This window comes from Variovorax brevis (genome assembly GCF_030317105.1).
Lineage (GTDB): Bacteria > Pseudomonadota > Gammaproteobacteria > Burkholderiales > Burkholderiaceae_C > Variovorax > Variovorax brevis.
Genome location: NZ_JASZYG010000002.1, coordinates 70,437 through 86,071, shown reverse-complemented (window position 1 = coordinate 86,071; position 15,635 = coordinate 70,437). Strand labels below are relative to the sequence as shown.

Annotated in this window: 18 protein-coding genes; 8 read left to right on the top strand and 10 right to left on the bottom strand. The window is 63.8% G+C overall.

Annotation, left to right across the window (positions count from 1 at the left end):
- Positions 1 to 6 precede the first annotated feature (6 nt).
- The 7 genes from hpaH to hpaR form a co-directional block, all read right to left on the bottom strand.
- Positions 7 to 810, bottom strand: a complete 804-nt coding sequence (gene hpaH, locus QTI66_RS05090; RefSeq protein WP_286557900.1) for a 2-oxo-hept-4-ene-1,7-dioate hydratase — start codon at positions 808 to 810, stop codon at positions 7 to 9.
- 5 nt (positions 811 to 815) lie between these two features.
- Complete coding sequence (locus QTI66_RS05085) at positions 816 to 1,220, bottom strand: 5-carboxymethyl-2-hydroxymuconate Delta-isomerase (RefSeq protein ID WP_286557899.1); 405 nt, start codon at positions 1,218 to 1,220, stop codon at positions 816 to 818.
- Positions 1,221 to 1,231: 11 nt separating this feature from the next.
- Positions 1,232 to 2,098, bottom strand: coding sequence for a 3,4-dihydroxyphenylacetate 2,3-dioxygenase (gene hpaD, locus QTI66_RS05080; protein WP_286557898.1), 867 nt, complete (start codon positions 2,096 to 2,098; stop codon positions 1,232 to 1,234).
- A gap of 84 nt (positions 2,099 to 2,182) precedes the next feature.
- Positions 2,183 to 3,649, bottom strand: coding sequence for a 5-carboxymethyl-2-hydroxymuconate semialdehyde dehydrogenase (gene hpaE / locus QTI66_RS05075; RefSeq protein WP_286557897.1), 1,467 nt, complete (start codon positions 3,647 to 3,649; stop codon positions 2,183 to 2,185).
- Positions 3,646 to 4,401 carry a fumarylacetoacetate hydrolase family protein gene (locus QTI66_RS05070; RefSeq protein ID WP_286557896.1) on the bottom strand — a complete coding sequence of 252 codons (756 nt, stop codon included), beginning with the start codon at positions 4,399 to 4,401 and terminating at the stop codon, positions 3,646 to 3,648. Before QTI66_RS05070 ends, hpaE begins: the two co-directional genes overlap by 4 nt.
- Positions 4,398 to 5,015: a fumarylacetoacetate hydrolase family protein gene (locus QTI66_RS05065; protein WP_286557895.1), complete on the bottom strand. Its 618-nt coding sequence runs from the start codon at positions 5,013 to 5,015 to the stop codon at positions 4,398 to 4,400. Before QTI66_RS05065 ends, QTI66_RS05070 begins: the two co-directional genes overlap by 4 nt.
- On the bottom strand, positions 5,012 to 5,449 hold the full coding sequence (hpaR, locus tag QTI66_RS05060) for a homoprotocatechuate degradation operon regulator HpaR (RefSeq protein WP_286557894.1): 438 nt from the start codon (positions 5,447 to 5,449) through the stop codon (positions 5,012 to 5,014). The genes QTI66_RS05065 and hpaR overlap by 4 nt, the downstream gene beginning before the upstream one ends.
- 74 nt (positions 5,450 to 5,523) lie before the next feature.
- Between hpaR and radA the strand changes: the two genes are divergently transcribed.
- Entirely contained in the window at positions 5,524 to 6,924 is a 1,401-nt protein-coding gene (gene radA, locus QTI66_RS05055; RefSeq protein WP_286557892.1) for a DNA repair protein RadA, read from the top strand.
- A 49-nt stretch (positions 6,925 to 6,973) separates the two neighbouring features.
- On the opposite strand, the gene QTI66_RS05050 is transcribed toward radA, so the two are convergent.
- A complete protein-coding gene (locus tag QTI66_RS05050) occupies positions 6,974 to 8,050 on the bottom strand; it encodes a protein NO VEIN domain-containing protein (protein ID WP_286557891.1) in 1,077 nt (358 codons plus the stop codon).
- A gap of 5 nt (positions 8,051 to 8,055) precedes the next feature.
- Between QTI66_RS05050 and QTI66_RS05045 the strand changes: the two genes are divergently transcribed.
- From QTI66_RS05045 to QTI66_RS05035, 3 genes are read left to right on the top strand one after another with little or no spacing between them, the layout of a single operon-like run.
- Positions 8,056 to 8,541, top strand: a complete 486-nt coding sequence (locus QTI66_RS05045; protein WP_286557890.1) for a DUF4189 domain-containing protein — start codon at positions 8,056 to 8,058, stop codon at positions 8,539 to 8,541.
- Positions 8,542 to 8,578: 37 nt separating this feature from the next.
- A complete protein-coding gene (locus tag QTI66_RS05040; protein WP_286557889.1) occupies positions 8,579 to 8,965 on the top strand; it encodes a nuclear transport factor 2 family protein in 387 nt (128 codons plus the stop codon).
- A gap of 25 nt (positions 8,966 to 8,990) precedes the next feature.
- The gene (locus QTI66_RS05035; protein ID WP_286557888.1) at positions 8,991 to 9,428 is read left to right on the top strand and encodes a glycerate kinase; all 438 of its coding nucleotides are present in this window, start codon (positions 8,991 to 8,993) and stop codon (positions 9,426 to 9,428) included.
- 4 nt (positions 9,429 to 9,432) lie between these two features.
- On the opposite strand, the gene QTI66_RS05030 is transcribed toward QTI66_RS05035, so the two are convergent.
- Positions 9,433 to 10,443 carry a recombination-associated protein RdgC gene (locus QTI66_RS05030; protein ID WP_286557887.1) on the bottom strand — a complete coding sequence of 337 codons (1,011 nt, stop codon included), beginning with the start codon at positions 10,441 to 10,443 and terminating at the stop codon, positions 9,433 to 9,435.
- 536 nt (positions 10,444 to 10,979) lie between these two features.
- Between QTI66_RS05030 and QTI66_RS05025 the strand changes: the two genes are divergently transcribed.
- The 4 genes from QTI66_RS05025 (at position 10,980) to QTI66_RS05010 (ending at position 14,252) form a co-directional block, all read left to right on the top strand.
- Positions 10,980 to 12,212 (top strand): AAA family ATPase, encoded by a 1,233-nt coding sequence (locus QTI66_RS05025; RefSeq protein WP_286557886.1) that lies wholly within the window; start codon positions 10,980 to 10,982, stop codon positions 12,210 to 12,212.
- A gap of 3 nt (positions 12,213 to 12,215) precedes the next feature.
- Positions 12,216 to 12,860, top strand: a complete 645-nt coding sequence (locus tag QTI66_RS05020) for a DUF4276 family protein (protein ID WP_286557885.1) — start codon at positions 12,216 to 12,218, stop codon at positions 12,858 to 12,860.
- Between the two features lie 238 nt (positions 12,861 to 13,098).
- Complete coding sequence (locus QTI66_RS05015; RefSeq protein WP_286557884.1) at positions 13,099 to 14,034, top strand: branched-chain amino acid transaminase; 936 nt, start codon at positions 13,099 to 13,101, stop codon at positions 14,032 to 14,034.
- Positions 14,035 to 14,039: 5 nt separating this feature from the next.
- Positions 14,040 to 14,252 carry a zinc-finger domain-containing protein gene (locus QTI66_RS05010; RefSeq protein ID WP_286557883.1) on the top strand — a complete coding sequence of 71 codons (213 nt, stop codon included), beginning with the start codon at positions 14,040 to 14,042 and terminating at the stop codon, positions 14,250 to 14,252.
- Here the strand turns inward: QTI66_RS05010 and QTI66_RS05005 are convergent.
- The gene (locus QTI66_RS05005) at positions 14,218 to 15,459 is read right to left on the bottom strand and encodes an O-antigen ligase family protein (RefSeq protein WP_286557882.1); all 1,242 of its coding nucleotides are present in this window, start codon (positions 15,457 to 15,459) and stop codon (positions 14,218 to 14,220) included. The genes QTI66_RS05010 and QTI66_RS05005 overlap by 35 nt on opposite strands.
- Positions 15,460 to 15,635: the final 176 nt, after the last annotated feature.

Below are 15,635 nucleotides of genomic sequence, written 5' to 3'. Positions count from 1 at the left end.
TTCAAGTCAGGTGAATCGGAAGGCGATGTTGCCCAAGGGGCCGTAGTCGGCGTGAAAGGTGTCGCCCGCGAGCGCCGTGGTCGGCCGCGTGAACGAGCCGCCCAGCACCACTTCGCCGGCTTCGAGGCATTCGTCCCACGGCGCGAGCTTGTTCGCCAGCCACGCCACGCCCGTGGCGGGATGGTTGAGCACGGCCGCGGCCACGCCGGTTTCCTCGATCACGCCGTTCTTGTAGAGCAGGGCGCTCACCCAGCGCAAGTCGACGGCGTCGGGCTTGACCGGCCGGCCGCCCAGCACGATGCCGGCGTTGGCCGCGTTGTCGGCGATGGTGTCGAACACCTTGCGCATGGACCGGGTGTGGCGGTCGAACTGCTCGATGCGCGCGTCGATGATCTCGATGGCGGGCACCACGTAGTCGGTGGCGGCGAGCACGTCGAAGATGCTGACATCCGGGCCCTGCAGCCGCTTGCCGAGGACGAAGGCCAACTCCACTTCCACGCGCGGTGCGATGAAGCGCGTGAAGGGAATGTCGCCGCCTTCGGCAAAGAACATGTCGTCCAGCAGCGTGCCGTAATCGGGCTCGTTGATCTGGCTGGACTGCTGCATGGCGCGCGAGGTGAGGCCGATCTTGTGGCCCTTGACCACGCGCCCTTCGGCGATCTTGGTCTTGACCCATTCGCGCGAGATGGCGTAGCCGTCCTCGATCGTCATCTCCGGATGGCGTTTGGAAAAATGCTCGACCTGCACGCGCGACTTCTCGCTTTCGTGCAGTTCGGCGGCGAGTTGGCGGATGAGGGCGTTGGAGAGCATCGCCATCACTTGTTGAACAGGGGATGCAGGTTGCCGAGCTTGCCGTCGTAGACCTGTCCGGGGCTTTCGTCGATCTGCAACGTGATGCCGACGTGGCGCTGCGCAATGAGCGGGTCGAAGTGCTTCTTCGCGCAGGCCAACAGTGCATCGCCGATTCGCTTCTTCACGGCCTCGGGCCGGCCCGCCGCCATGCGCACGTTGAGGTACACAAAGGCGTAGTCGCCGCTGCCATCGGCCACCGCGTAGTGCGCCGCCGGAAATGCGAGCACGCGCGCGCCGCCGGTGGGAAACACCTGCTTGTCGGCGTCGTCGCGCTGCAAGAGCATGGTGTCCGCCATCGCGCGGCACAGCGCGTTCATGTCGGTCTGCGATTCGATGTTGGGTGTGTAGAGGATGACGAGATGGGGCATGTGTGTGTTCCTCAGGCGGCAGGCAGGGGCGTCACCGGAAAGATCGCGTTGATCTGCCCCGTGCCCGAACTGCCGAAGTAGGGCGTGACGATTTCGACCGGCGCTTCATAGCGGTCCCAGCCCAGCATGCCCAGCAGCATGGCGGTGTCGTGCATGTCGCCTTCGCCCCAGCATTTTTCGGCGTACATCGGCAGCATGCCGGTGAAGGTCTTCCAGTCGCCGGCCTTCCACAGCTCGACCACGCGGTGGTCCACCTGTTCCAGGAAGGGGTCGTACACCTTGTGCATGAACTCCGGCGCGCGGCCGTTGTCGGCGAAATGGTGCGAGAGCGATCCGCTGGCGAACACCGCCACCGTGCCGTCATAGCGCTCCTCGATGGCGCGGCGCACCGCGAGTCCGAAGCGTGCGGATTCGTGCAGGTCATGCCAGTCGCACCAGCCGCTGATGCTGATCACCTTGTAGTGCTGGTCGGCGTTCATGTAGCGCATGGGAACGAGCGTGCCGTATTCGAGCTCCAGCGTGGTGTCGCTGTGCGCGCGCGACTTCACGCCCATCTCGTTGGCCATGTCGCCAATGAGGTGCCCGAGCGCCGGATTGCCCGGATACGCGTAGGGCATGTTCTTGATGAAGTGCGGCAACTCGTTGCTGGTGTAGGTGCCGCTGAACGACGGACCGCAGTTGATGTGGTATTCGCTGTTGACCTGCCAGTGCACGTCGAACACCACGATGGTGTCCACACCCAACGTGCGGCAACGGCGATCGATTTGCTTGTGCCCGTTGATGGCCGCGTCACGGCAACCAAAGTTCGGCCCCGGAAACTCCGACAGGTACATCGACGGCACATGCGTGATCTTGGCCGCGAGTGCAAGTGTTCCCATATCACCAACCTCCCGATTGTCTTTCCCCTCTCCCTCCGGGAGAGGGCAGGGTGAGGGCACCGCGCCTTCGATCCATCCGATCCTTCATTTCGCCGCCCCCCAATGCGGAATGTGATGCGCCCCCAACGACACCGCCACATTCTTCGGCTCACAAAACACCTCATAGCTCCAGGTGCCACCTTCACGCCCTGTCCCCGATGCCTTGGTCCCGCCGAAAGGCTGGCGCAAGTCCCGCACGTTCTGGCTGTTGACAAAACACATCCCTGCCTCGATGGCGGCGGCCACGCGATGCGCGCGCCCGATGTTCTCCGTCCACACATAGCTCGACAAGCCGTACTGGATGTCGTTGGCCAATCGAATCGCATCCGCCTCATCCTTGAAGGGAATGAGGCAAGCCACAGGCCCGAAGATCTCGTCCTGCGCGATCTTCATTCGGTTGTCGACGTCGGCGAACACGGTGGGCATGACGTAGTTGCCGCGCTTGACGCGATCGGGCAGGCCCGACGGCGCGTCGAGCCCGCCGCACAGCAGCGTCGCGCCTTCCTTCGGCCCCAACTCGATGTAGCTGCGCACCTTCGCCAGATGCGCCTGCGAAATCATCGGGCCGACGATGGTGCTTTCATCCAGCGGATCGCCGACCGTGATGCGCTTTGCACGTTCGGCGAACTTCGCCGCAAAGTCGGCGTAGATCGACCGCTGCACGAGGATGCGCGAACCCGCCGTGCAGCGCTCGCCGTTGTTGCTGAAGATCATGAACACGGCGGCGTCGAGCGCGCGGTCCAGGTCGGCGTCGTCGAAGATCACGAAAGGGCTCTTGCCGCCGAGTTCCATGCTGAACTTCTTCAGCCCCGCGGCCTTGACGATGCGGTTGCCCGTCGCCGTCGAGCCGGTGAAGGAAATCGCGCGCACATCCGGGTGCGCCACCAGCGGCTCGCCGGCCTCCTTGCCGTAGCCGTGCACGAGGTTCAACACGCCGGGGGGAATACCGGCTTCGAGCGCCAGTTCGCCCAGGCGAGCAGCCGTCAGCGGCGAGAGTTCGCTCATCTTCAGCACGGCCGTGTTGCCGAAGGCCAGGCAGGGCGCGACCTTCCACGTCGCGGTCATGAAGGGCACGTTCCACGGCGAGATCAGGGCGCACACGCCCACGGGATGAAAAAGCGTGTAGTTCAGGTGCGTCGGCGTCGGGTAGGTGTGGCCGTCGACGCGCGTGCACATCTCCGCGAAATAGTAGAAGTTGTCGGCCGCGCGGGGCACCAGTTGCTTGCCGGTTTGCGCGATGACCTGGCCGCAGTCGTTGGTTTCGGTGCGCGCGATGTCCGGCACGTTGGCGGCAATCAAGTCACCGAGCTTGCGGATCAGCGCGGCGCGTTGCGGCGCAGGCATGCCGGCCCATTTCGGAAACGCTTCCTTGGCCGCGGCGACGGCGGCATGCACTTCCGCCTCGCCGCCAGCGGCCACTTCGGCCAGCACCTCCTGCGTGGCAGGGTTCAGCGTCTCGAAGTAGTCTTTGCCGGCAACGCGCTCACCGCCGATGAGGTGGTCGATTCTCATGCTTCTCCCTGGATGGTGTTGAGGAGCGCACCCACGCGCTCGATCTCCGTGACGATCACGTCGCCGGGCTGGCAATCGACGACGCCGTCGGGCGTGCCAGTGAGGATCAGGTCGCCCGGCGACAGCGTCATGAAGCTGCTGAAGTACTCGATGAGAAAGGGCACGTCGAAGATCATGTCGCGCGTGTTGCCCGACTGCGTGACCTTGCCGTTGACGGTGGTCTGCAAGGCGAGCGCCATCGGGTCCGGCACGTCCTTCGCGTCCACGAGCCACGGCCCGATGGGCGTGCAGGTGTCGCGATTTTTCACGCGAAGGTTGGGGCGATACCAGTTCTCGAGGTAGTCGCGGATCGCGTAGTCGTTGGCGACGGTGTAGCCGCCGACGAAATCGTAGGCATCGTCGCGGCGAACCTGCTTTGCCGTCTTGCCGATGACGACGGCGAGTTCGCATTCATAGTGCATGAATTTCACGTCCGCCGGACGGCGCGTGAACTGGCGATGGCCGATGAGCGTGCCTTGGCCCTTGACGAACACCAGCGGCTCTTCCGGCGCCTTGAATTCGAGTTCCTTCGCGTGGTCGGCGTAGTTGAGGCCGAGCGCGAGGATGGTGCGGGGGCGAGGCGTCGGGGCGAGGGGCGGCAGCCATTGCACGCTGTCGAAGGACGCGAGCCGTCCATTGGCGAGCAACAGTTGCCCGTCGCGCTCGGTTGCTTCGTGCACCTGGCCTTCGAAGATGATGCGCGCGTGTTTCATGCGGCTTCCCCCGACAGTGTGTTGGTCAGGGTCTCGAAGCCGGGCGCGACGATGTCGATGCGATCGCCCGCTCGTGCGCGTGGGCGATCCGCGTTGCAGCCGAGCATGAGCACGTCGCCGGGAGCCAGCGTCATGAACCCGCTCACGTCGGCGAGCAGTTGCGATGGGCTGCGTACGAGTTGCGAGAAGTCGGCGCGCTGGCGCACCTCGCCGTTGATGCGCACTTCGAGCGTGAAGCCGGACGCATCGCCATCGTCCTCGCGCAAGGCCGGGCCAATGCCGAGGAAGCCGTCGAGGCACTTGAAGCGCACGGGCGGGCGGAAGAAGCTGGCATGCGGAATCGAGAGGTCGTTCATGAGCACGTGGCCGGCGATGCGTCCGCCGTCGCCCATCACCATCGCGATGGTGGCGCCGACTTCGACTTCGGGCACGCGGGCAGGAACGACGATCGATTCGCCATGGGGAGTCCACGTGTTCGCCGTCTTCACATACAGCACGGGCGCTTTCGGCGGCGCCTTGTAGGGCGGCTCGTTCATCTGAGCGCCGAGTGCGTCGAGCTCCGCGCGAAAATTGAGGAGCACGCCGTAAACGGTGCCCGCCGGCAAGAAACTCATGATGTCGGTTGCTCCAATGCAATGAGCTCATCGAGCAGCTCGTAGATCTGCGCCAGCTTGGCCTTGCCGAGCGACTCCTCCATCCATTCGTAGTGCGCCTCGATGCTGGTGGAGAGCTTCTTCACCAGCTTGCGGCCTTGCGGCGTGGCCTCGATCACGGTGCGTCGCGCGTCTTCGGGGTCGCGGCTGCGCTGGATGAGCCCGTCGCGTTCCATGCGCGCGAGCACGCCGGTGAGGCTGGGGCCGAGGATGAAAGCCTCGCGCGCCACGCGGCCCGTTTCGACGGCGCCGTGTTCGCCGAGCACGCGCAGCACGCGCCATTGCTGGTCGCTCAGCGCATGCTCGCGCAGGCTGGGCCGCGTGTGCGCCATGACGGCTTCGCGGGCCTGCAGCAGCAGGCGTGGCAAGTTGCGGTGCGCGAAAGTGGTGCCCATGTCTTTGTCCGTTTATTTAATATATTAAATGTTTGACGCCCGATCGCGCAAGAGGACTTCCCTACACTCGCTGCATGGCCAAGGAAAAAAGCATTTACGTCTGCTCCGAGTGCGGCGGCACGAGCGCCAAATGGCTGGGCAAGTGCCCCAGCTGCGGCGCGTGGAACACGCTCATCGAACAGGTGGCGTCGCCATCCGGCGCGGGCAACAACCGGTTCAACACGGGAGCGCCGCAATACGCGTCGCTGGCCGGCTCGTCGTCGGAATTGATGCTGCTGTCGGAAATCGAGGCGGTCGACGTCGCCCGCACGCCCACCGGGATGGACGAACTCGACCGCGTGCTGGGCGGCGGCATCGTGCCGGGCGGCGTCACGCTCATCGGCGGAGATCCGGGCATCGGCAAATCGACGCTGCTGTTGCAGGCGGTCGATGCGCTGCAGCGCGTCGGCCAGAACGCCCTTTACGTCACCGGCGAAGAAAGCGGCGCGCAAGTGGCCATGCGTTCGCGCCGGCTCGGCCTCGACCATTCGCAGGTTCAGGTCATGGCCGAGATCCAGCTTGAAAAAATCATCGCCACGCTGGACCAGTCGCGCCCGACCATCGCGGTCATCGACTCGATCCAGACGGTGTATTCAGACCAGCTCACCTCCGCGCCCGGCTCGGTGGCGCAGGTGCGCGAATGCGCGGCGCACCTCACGCGCTTTGCCAAGACCAGCGGCACGGCCGTGGTGCTGGTCGGCCACGTCACCAAGGAAGGCGCTCTGGCCGGCCCGCGCGTGCTGGAGCACATGGTCGACACGGTGCTTTATTTCGAAGGCGACACGCATTCGAGCTTCCGGCTGGTGCGCGCCATCAAGAACCGTTTTGGCGCCGTCAACGAAATCGGTGTGTTCGCCATGACGGAGCGCGGGCTGAAAGGCGTGACCAATCCGAGCGCGATCTTCCTGAGCCAGCACAGCGAGCCGGTGCCCGGCAGCGTGGTGCTGGTCACGCTCGAAGGCACGCGGCCCATGCTCGTCGAAATCCAGGCGCTGGTGGACAACGGCGGGCCGAGCCCGCGGCGCCTGTCGGTTGGCCTCGACCGCGACCGCCTCGCCATGCTGCTGGCGGTGCTGCATCGTCACGCCGGGGTCGCCTGCATGGACCAGGACGTGTTCGTCAACGCCGTGGGCGGCGTGCGAATCACCGAGCCGGCGGCCGACCTGGCGGTGATGCTGGCGATTACTTCAAGCCTGCGCGGCAAGCCGCTGCCCAAGGGCTTCATCGCCTTTGGTGAAGTCGGCCTGGCGGGCGAGGTGCGTCCCGCGCCGCGCGGCCAGGAGCGGCTGCGCGAAGCCGCCAAGCTGGGCTTCAGCGTGGCTGTGGTGCCCCGGGCCAACGCGCCGAAGAAGGGGGCGAAGGAAATAGAGGGCATCACCATTCACCCCGTCGATCGCATCGAGGAGGCGATGGATGTGGTGCGGCAGCTTCAATAGAGAATGTCCGCATTCGAGCGCGCGGCCTGTGGCGCCGGTCACGCGCCCGCTACGCTGCCGGCAAGAACCCCGGCGCCTGCTCCACCTCATTGGGCTTGTAGATCTTGTGCTCCGCCGCGGCGCTGAGCGGGTCGGTCACCACCAGCAGGCGCCAGAGCGGTTCGCGCGTTGAGCATGCGCGTTCCTCGTCCGTCAGCTTGAAGCCGGGGCTGCTCGTCGAGGTGCCCTTCACTGTCACCCTGAGAAGCGTCGCGCCCTTGGCGTTCGACACCTCGATGTCGAAGCCCACCTTCTTGCTGGTCACGTCTTCGGCCTTGTAGCCGTAGCCGGTGAAATGACGCATCACGTAGCCGATCGCGGCGGCCTGGACCTCTTCGGGCGAACCTTGGGCGCCCTCTTCGGCGTCCGCCTGGACGGCATCCACGATGCCGACGCGCGCCTTGGCCGCCTGCACTTCCGCCTCGTCTGGCGTCCAGCCGCGCGGGCCGCGGACGAGGACGGCGAAGGGCTGCTCGGGCTCCCAGGCCGCGACGTGCCATTCGGCGTCGTCGCGCACGCGCGTCGACACCTTCGCGTTCTTGTTGCTCTCCAGTTCGGCGATGGCGACCCGGTTGGTCTGCAGCACGGCGCGAAAGCCCCGGCCCGCGTCGAAAGTCCGCTTGAGCAACTTGAGGCGGTCCTTGGCGCGCTGAACCTGGTGGGGCGTACGCGGGCTGCCGCCGGCGCGATGCAGCGGGTCCAGTTTTTCAAGGCAGAACCAGCGCCCGCCCGCACCGACGCTCACATGCTCGCCCCAGATCGGCGCGATGACGTTGTCGCCAGTCGCCAGCCAAGCCGAGTCGAACGCCTTTTCCCGAGCGTCGAACACGCCCATCTTGGCGACGATTTCGACCGGGGTGAGCCGTGGCCCTGACAACCGCATCTCATCGATTGCAGCGAGTACTTTGGGGTCGACTTCCTGGTCCATTGGGTGGGGTTTCCGGCGAGTATTTGGGGGGGTGGGAGTATGCCGTATCGGCGTCGAGGTTTTGTAACGCGCCCGTCTGCCAATGGCTTGTGCGGTCAACAGCCCGGACTTGGGATCATGCCGGCAGAATGGCCCGATCGTCGAACTGAATCGATCCACACGCCGTGATCCTGCCAAGCCCTGCCTGCATCGCTCCTTCCACGCTCATCGGCCGGGCCGTGGATCACGGCTTCGATCTTCCACCGCGCGCTTGGCGGATGATTGCCGCGCTCGTGCTGTGGCTGTGCTTCGATGTCGCGGGCCTCACCGCCAACGCAGCGCGTGCCGACACCGGGCAAAAGCCAAGCTGGGGCGCCATTGCCTCCGTGGGCAACGCCTACGGTTACTCGTTCAATCACCCGTCCCGCCGCGCAGCCGAGCTTGCGGCGAGCGCCCAATGCGACCGCGCGGCTGGGAGCCCCGGTGCCTGCGTGGTCCGCGCGTATTTCGATCGTTATTGCGGTGCGCTGGCAATCGGCAATTTCAGCGAGTGGGGATCCGCCATCGCGCCGACGGCCGGCGCTGCGGCCAAGGAAGCCGCGGCGCAATGCAACAGCCATCTGCCGACCGAGCCTTGCAAGGTGCTGGTCTCCGTTTGCTCCCCGCGATAGGCGAGGCCAACTTTTTTTCATGTTCAGGAGTCAACCCATGTCATCCAGCCCCATTCCCGCCTGGCATCAGCTTCTCAAGGAGCGCAACGTGCGCGCATTGGACGCGCTGCTTGCCGAAGACGCCGTCTTCCATTCCCCGGTGGTGCACACGCCCCAGGTCGGAAAGGCCATCACCAAGGCTTACCTGGCGGCCGCGCTCCAGGTCTTCGCCAATGACTCCTTCCACTACGTGCGGGAGTTGACGGGCGATCGCGACGCCATCCTTGAATTCGAACTGGAGCTGGACGGCATCCGCATCAATGGCGTTGACATGATCCGGTGGAACGACGAAGGCAAGATCACTGAATTCAAGGTGATGCTTCGTCCGCTGAAGGCGGTCAACCTGATCCACCAGAAGATGGGCGCTGCGCTGGCGCAGCGATGAGCCGGGGGCCGGGCACAATCGCGCCATGAATTTTCAGAGAGTCCTGGTGCCGGTTGCCGGCGTTGCGCTGGTGGCAGCCGGCTATTACGAATACGGCTGGCCCGGCGTGGCCGTGGTGACGGGCGGGATGATGATGTTCCTGCTGCTGCACTTCACCCGCGCCATGACGGTGCTCAAGCGGGCCGCCAATCGCCCCATCGGCTATGTCGACAGCGCCGTGATGCTCAACGTCAAGCTCAAGAAGGGCGTGCCGCTGATGCACGTCGTGGCGATGACGCGCGCCTTGGGCGAACTGCGCTCGCCCAAGGACGAGCAGCCGGAACTCTATCGGTGGACGGACTCCGGCGGCTCCTTCGTTGACGCCGAATTTGCGCACGGCAAGCTGCGCAGCTGGGGCTTGGTGCGACCGGCGGAAGACGAGCCTGTCGACAACAAGCCGACAAACCCGACGGGCACAGCCTAGGCGCTCAGAACGGCGCTTCTTCTTCCTCGACTTCCGCTGCGCTGGCGGCGTCGGGCGTCGAGATCTTCGACGCCGTTGACGCACCCGCTGCAGGCATCGGGGATTCATCGGCCGCCGCGACCAGCTCCTGCTCGCCGCCCAGCGCGTCGATCAGCGCCGGCACGAGGTGGCCGAGTTCGCCGGTGGCGATCGCCACGTCCGCGTCGAAGTTGTCTTCCTTCTTGCCGCTGGCCGCGTCGTCCGTGCTTTCCAGGAACACGATCTTGCGGATCTGCATGCCTTCGGTGAGCTCGAAGGACACGCGGTCGTCCCAGGTCATGGCCAGGCGCGTCGGGCGCTTGCCCTGTTCGATGTGCTGGCGCACTTCGTCGATGTCCAGCGCGTGCTTGGCGTAGCGCACGACGGACTTCGACTCGTCCGTGGCTTTCAGCTCGCATTCGCGGTCGATGGTGAACTCGGCCGGCGGTTCCTGGCTGTGCAGCCAGCCGGACATGGCAGCGGCCGGCTCGATACGGGTGTGGATCAGCCCCACTGCAAAGCCGCTGAAGGCCTGCACCAGGCTGCTCACGATTTCATCGGCACGCGCGACGTTGGACGCGTTGACGACCAGCCGGCGATGCGTGCGGTCGATCCACACCGTGACGCGGGCATGACGGGTGAAGGCCATCGGCATCAGCTCGTGCGTGATGTCTTCCTTCAGCTCCTTTTGCTCCTTCTTGCCGGGCTTGCGGCCAGTGGTGGCCTCGATCTGCGCGACGCGCTCGGCGACCTTGCGCTTGATCACCGACGCGGGCAGGGTCTTGGACTCGATCATGAATTCGAGCAGCCACTGGCCGCCGACGGATTCGATCAGCGGCCCGTTCTCGTCGCGCGGCGGCACCCAGCCGATGGACTTTTCCTGGCTCGGGCCGCAGGGAACGAAACGAAGCGAATCGAGGCTCTGCTCCGCCTCGGTCAATTCCTGCGACCAGGACGGTTCGATGCGATAGACGATGACGTTCTTGAAGAAGGACACGAAAACAACCTTTACTCTGCGGGGACTCGGACGGGAGCGAAAAAAGCGCCAATTGTGACTGGGCTTCGAACCTGCAGGTGCGGACGGTGGCGGCCACGGTGGCAATGAGGCGCCTGATTGTCGCGGCAGCTCTGCGCAATGTGCACCGGCTTCGAGGATATTTGCGGGCCGGTATCCCGCGACATCGGGTACATCTGCATGAAGCCACCCGCGGAAGGCTTCGCTGTTCCCGTTCGCGAATCCGAGCCTGTGCCGTCCACTGAATGTCGCGGATCGCCCGAGGGGCGATTGGTCGTGCGCACAATGCGAGCATTGGCGTCTATGTGCACAGCTCATAGGCGCTTTTCGCTCACAGCGCATCAGCCGCTTCAACGGCAAAGTGGCGCCCTCAGAAATCAATCTGGCATTCTTATGGCTGTTCACCTGATCGATTCTTTGAGGGTTCTTCAGCCTCGCAGAGTCGACTGCCAGATACTTCTGGGTGAACAACCAATTGAGAATTAGCGACACCTCATCGCTCGAAGAAAGGACATGACATGGCATTGATTGAAGGGTTCCGCGTTCGCAACTATCGGGCCCTGCGTGACGTTACGCTGGGTAAGTTGTCGGCCGACCAAAAAGGGGACCCTTTGACGCCATTCACGGTCGTCATCGGCAAGAATGGCTCGGGCAAGAGTACCCTTTTTGATGCCTTCGGGTTTGTCGCTGACTGCCTCTCAACCGACGTGGAAACTGCTTGCGATGCCAAGCAACGTGGTGGCTTCGAGCGCATGCGCTCATTGGGTGTGCAAGAGGCCATTCAGTTCGAGATCTACTATCGCGAAGCCAAGGGTGAGCGGCCCATTACGTATGAACTAGCCATCAACCTGGACGACAGCGGGCGGCCATTTGTGGAATCGGAAGTCCTTAAGCAGAGGCGCAAGGGCCAGAAAAATGGACGCCCATTCCCGTTCCTGCGCTTGCACCACGGCAGGGGTACAGTTTGGGCTGGCGAAGAGGCTGTGGAATCGGCAGGCGGTGAGGAAGATCCTGCCAAAGAGTCAGTCGAACTCACTGACTTGCGTCAATTGGGTATCGCCACACTCGGCACGCTCAAGGACCACCCGCGAATCAAACGCTTCCGTGATTTCTTGAAAGGGTGGTACCTATCGTACTTTCACCCCGATGCTGCGCGATCGATTCCTTCTGCTGGCGCACAACGACACTTGAACGTACATGGAGACAACATCGGCAATGTCGTGCAGTACATGGAGCGTGAGCATAAGGAACGATTCAAGACGATTCTTGAGCGCATCGCAAGCAAGATACCTGGAATCCAAAGCATCAAGACCACGCCGACCCCTGACAAGCGCCTTCTACTGCAATTCAACGACGGCGCCTTTGCGGACCCGTTCTACGCCGGGCAAATGTCTGACGGCACATTGAAGATATTCGCGTACCTCCTACTGATGGAGGACCCGGACCCACCTCCGTTTATATGCATCGAGGAACCGGAGAATGGCCTTTACCATCAACTGCTCGATTCCCTGGCCACCGAACTGCGCTCACATGCCACGGGCAAGAAGAATGCCCCGCAAGTCTTTGTTACCACGCACCAACCGTATTTTGTGGACGCGCTGTCGCCGAGCGAAGTTTGGATTCTTGAGAAGGGCCCGCAGGGTTTTTCGTTGATCCGTCGCGTGTCTGATCTTGAACTGGTGCGCAACCTGGTGGATGAGGGACTGCCGTTGGGTGGGCTCTGGTACAGCAACTACCTCGACGAGAGGTAATCCATGCACATTCAAGTGCTAGTGGAGGACAACTCCGGGGCCACGTTGCTCGAAACTTTGTTGCCCGCCCTGATCGGACAATTTGGGTGTCCGCATACGTGGCGAATCCACGCGTACAGAGGCATTGGTCGCCTTCCCGCAGGCCTATCCGGAAAGTCCGACCCTGCCAAGCGTGCCCTATTGGACCAGTTGCCCAGGCTTTTGACTGGCTATGGCAAGACGCACGGTATTGATGCTGTGGTCGTCGTGCTGGACAGTGACAAGCGTAACCGCAAAAGTTTCGTGGCCGAACTAAAGAAACTCTTGGATCGGTGCCAACCGGCGCCCAGCACTCTTTTCGGTTTGGCCACCGAAGAGATGGAGGCTTGGCTTCTCGGTGATCGGGCTGCCTTACTGGCCGCGTATCCTCGCGCCAAAAAAGACGTACTGGCCCGCTATGAGCAAGATAGTGTCTGCGGCACTTGGGAGCTACTGGCCGATGCGGTCTATCCGGGTGGTGCGCAGGCAATCAAAAAGGCGGGTTGGCCGCTGCCAGGAAAAATCAAACATGAATGGGCGAAGAACATCGGGCCGCATATGGATATTGCGCGCAACCAATCGCCGAGTTTTCGCACGTTCCGCGACAGCCTACAGAACGTGGGGGGTTGAAGCGAATCCTCGATGACGGACCCTCGCTATGCCGAAATGCTCCGTCGCCTTTTGACGCTCCACTTAGATGGAGCATCCTTGACTTGCTGGCTCGAAGGCCGGATGACTTTGATGCTTGCACCCAAGCCAGCCGCCGACAGGCGTCGTCACCGAGCTACGCCAACCCATCCCAATCCTCGGCAGTCGTAAAATCCTTCCGTTTTGCGACCCCGTCGCACACCCCCCACAAGGACAACACATGAGCGCGCTTCCCTCGATGGCCGACCGTGACGGCAAGATCTGGATGGACGGTGAGCTCGTGGACTGGCGCGACGCCAAGATCCACGTGCTGAGCCACACGCTGCACTACGGCTGCGGCGCTTTCGAAGGCGTTCGCGCCTACAACACCCAGAACGGCACGGCGATCTTCCGCCTGGAAGAGCACACCGAGCGCCTGTTCAACAGCGCCAAGATCCTGCGCATGAAGATTCCCTTCAGCAAGGAACAGCTCAATGAAGCGCAAAAGCAGGTCGTGCGCGAGAACAAGCTGGAAAGCTGCTATCTGCGTCCGCTGGTGTGGATCGGCTCCGAAAAGCTGGGCGTCAGCCCCAAGGGCAACACCATCCACGCAATGGTTGCCGCTTGGGCCTGGGGCGCGTACCTGGGCGAAGAAGGCATGAAGCGCGGCATTCGCGTGAAGACCTCCAGCTACACCCGCCACCACGTCAACATCACCATGACGCAGGCCAAGGCGGTGAGCAACTACAGCAATTCGATCCTCGCCAACATGGAAGCGCTGGACGACGGCTACGACGAAGCGCTGCTGCTCGACGCGAGCGGCTTCGTCTCCGAAGGCGCTGGGGAAAATATCTTTGTGGTCAAGGGCGGCGTCATCTACACGCCGGACCTGTCGGCTGGCGCCCTGAACGGCATCACCCGCAACACGATCCTGCACATCGCCAAGGACTTGGGCATCGAAGTCGTGCAGAAGCGCATCACGCGCGACGAGGTCTACATCGCCGAGGAAGCCTTCTTCACCGGCACCGCGGCTGAAGTCACGCCGATTCGCGAACTCGACCGTGTCGAGATCGGCATCGGTTCGCGCGGCCCCATCACCGAGAAGATCCAGAACGCGTTCTTCGACATCGTGAACGGCCGCAATCCCAAGTACGCCCATTGGCTCACGAAGGTCTGAACAACATGAGCAGCGTCAAAGCCGTGGTCGAATTGCTGGCCAAGGATCTGAATCAGCAGGGCGGCGTGTTCTGCCCCAACCCCAAGGCGGACATGCCGCTGTGGAGCGCGCACCCCAAGGTGTACCTGGACGTCGCCCGTTCAGGCGAGGCCAAGTGCCCCTATTGCGGCACCGTCTACCGCCTCAAAGCGGGTGAGTCGGCCGGCCATCATCACTGAGAAAAACGCCTGACACGCGCTGCGGCAGCACCTCGCGCCAGGGGCTGCCGCTTTCCTGCACCATGCGCAGGTAGAGGAAGGCGATCCACAGCAGGCTCAGCCCGATCTGTGCGTCGCGCATGGCGGAATTCACCGTTGCCGCGATCAGCATCGTGAGCATGCCGACAAAGCCGAGCCGGCCCGTGAGGTCGGCACGGCGCCATCCCACCCAGACGCCCCCGGCCAGGATGACGAACAGCGACAGGAAGCCCGGAATGCCGGCCTGCGATCCCATCCACAGAAAGTCGTTGTGCGGCATGTTCTTGTAGTGCAGCACGGGCGGCGCGCGCCGGTGCCATTCGCTGGTCCAGGCGCCGATGCCCCAGCCCGCGACGGGCTTGTCGAGCATCATTTGCCCCGTGTCGCGGTACATGTAGTAGCGCGTGACCCAGCTCGCGTCTGACTGCGCGCCGGCCTGCGCTTCCTCGATTTCCTTCAGGCCCAGCTCCACTTTCTTTTGCATTGAGGCGGGCGCTTGCCAGATGAGCAGGCCGGTCGCCAGCGTGACGATGGACAGCGCCCCCGCCATGGCGCGCCAACTTCCCCGCCACTGGTGGACGCAGGCTGCGAACACGCACACCAGCATGGCCAGCAGTGAGGTGCGCGAGGGCAGGGCGAGCGTGACGACGACGGCCATCGCCAAGGTGACAATGAAGGCCGGCCCGGCCCAGTGCCAGCGCCGTGCGTCGCCCAGATGCGCCAGCCCCAGCGCCGCGGCCGAGACACCCAGCGTGGCAAGGAGCAGGGCGTTGTTGATGGACTTGTTGCCCGTCTCCCTGACCATCGCTCGCCAGATCTGCAGGTCCGGCAGCCCGACGGTGTTTTGCAGCAGGATCAGCACGAGCGCGACGACGCACGCCACCAGAAATCCGCGCAAGGCCCACACCGTTTCTTCGCGCGACAGCGCGAGCGCCAGCAGCATGGTGACGGCGATGCGCAGCCCGTGGAAGACCTCGCCCGGCGTTTGCGGGTAGTGCGCGCCGATGACCAGCACCACCATCGTCCACGCCACGTAGGCCACGATGGGCCACCACAGGAAGTGATGACGCATGCGCGTGCCCCGCTGGCGCAGGTTGCCACCGGCGAGCATGGCGAGGAGGAGAAACACGGCGGCCGCATAGTTCACGCCCACCGGCATGAACACAGCGAAGCCCCAGAAGGTCGCCATGTGGCGGGCCAAACGAGTTCTGAACATAGGGGCGCGATTTTAGGGGCGGGCCCTTGCGATCCGATGAACTGGCTGTTGCTCCTTCCCCTTCCGGGGGAAGGCCGGGATGGGGGCACGCGGCCGTAGTGATGGCAACGCCGTCTGCCCCCATCCCAACCTTCCCCCGAAGGGGAAGG

Excerpts from the sequence above, each read along its gene's own strand:
- hpaH (WP_286557900.1), bottom strand. The coding sequence starts at position 810 with ATGCTCTCCAACGCCCTCATCCGCCAACTCGCCGCCGAACTGCACGAA.
- QTI66_RS05085 (WP_286557899.1), bottom strand. The coding sequence starts at position 1,220 with ATGCCCCATCTCGTCATCCTCTACACACCCAACATCGAATCGCAGACC.
- hpaD (WP_286557898.1), bottom strand. The coding sequence starts at position 2,098 with ATGGGAACACTTGCACTCGCGGCCAAGATCACGCATGTGCCGTCGATG.
- hpaE (WP_286557897.1), bottom strand. The coding sequence starts at position 3,649 with ATGAGAATCGACCACCTCATCGGCGGTGAGCGCGTTGCCGGCAAAGAC.
- QTI66_RS05070 (WP_286557896.1), bottom strand. The coding sequence starts at position 4,401 with ATGAAACACGCGCGCATCATCTTCGAAGGCCAGGTGCACGAAGCAACC.
- QTI66_RS05065 (WP_286557895.1), bottom strand. The coding sequence starts at position 5,015 with ATGAGTTTCTTGCCGGCGGGCACCGTTTACGGCGTGCTCCTCAATTTT.
- hpaR (WP_286557894.1), bottom strand. The coding sequence starts at position 5,449 with ATGGGCACCACTTTCGCGCACCGCAACTTGCCACGCCTGCTGCTGCAG.
- radA (WP_286557892.1), top strand. The coding sequence starts at position 5,524 with ATGGCCAAGGAAAAAAGCATTTACGTCTGCTCCGAGTGCGGCGGCACG.
- QTI66_RS05040 (WP_286557889.1), top strand. The coding sequence starts at position 8,579 with ATGTCATCCAGCCCCATTCCCGCCTGGCATCAGCTTCTCAAGGAGCGC.
- QTI66_RS05035 (WP_286557888.1), top strand. The coding sequence starts at position 8,991 with ATGAATTTTCAGAGAGTCCTGGTGCCGGTTGCCGGCGTTGCGCTGGTG.
- QTI66_RS05025 (WP_286557886.1), top strand. The coding sequence starts at position 10,980 with ATGGCATTGATTGAAGGGTTCCGCGTTCGCAACTATCGGGCCCTGCGT.
- QTI66_RS05020 (WP_286557885.1), top strand. The coding sequence starts at position 12,216 with ATGCACATTCAAGTGCTAGTGGAGGACAACTCCGGGGCCACGTTGCTC.
- QTI66_RS05015 (WP_286557884.1), top strand. The coding sequence starts at position 13,099 with ATGAGCGCGCTTCCCTCGATGGCCGACCGTGACGGCAAGATCTGGATG.
- QTI66_RS05010 (WP_286557883.1), top strand. The coding sequence starts at position 14,040 with ATGAGCAGCGTCAAAGCCGTGGTCGAATTGCTGGCCAAGGATCTGAAT.
- QTI66_RS05005 (WP_286557882.1), bottom strand. The coding sequence starts at position 15,459 with ATGGCGACCTTCTGGGGCTTCGCTGTGTTCATGCCGGTGGGCGTGAAC.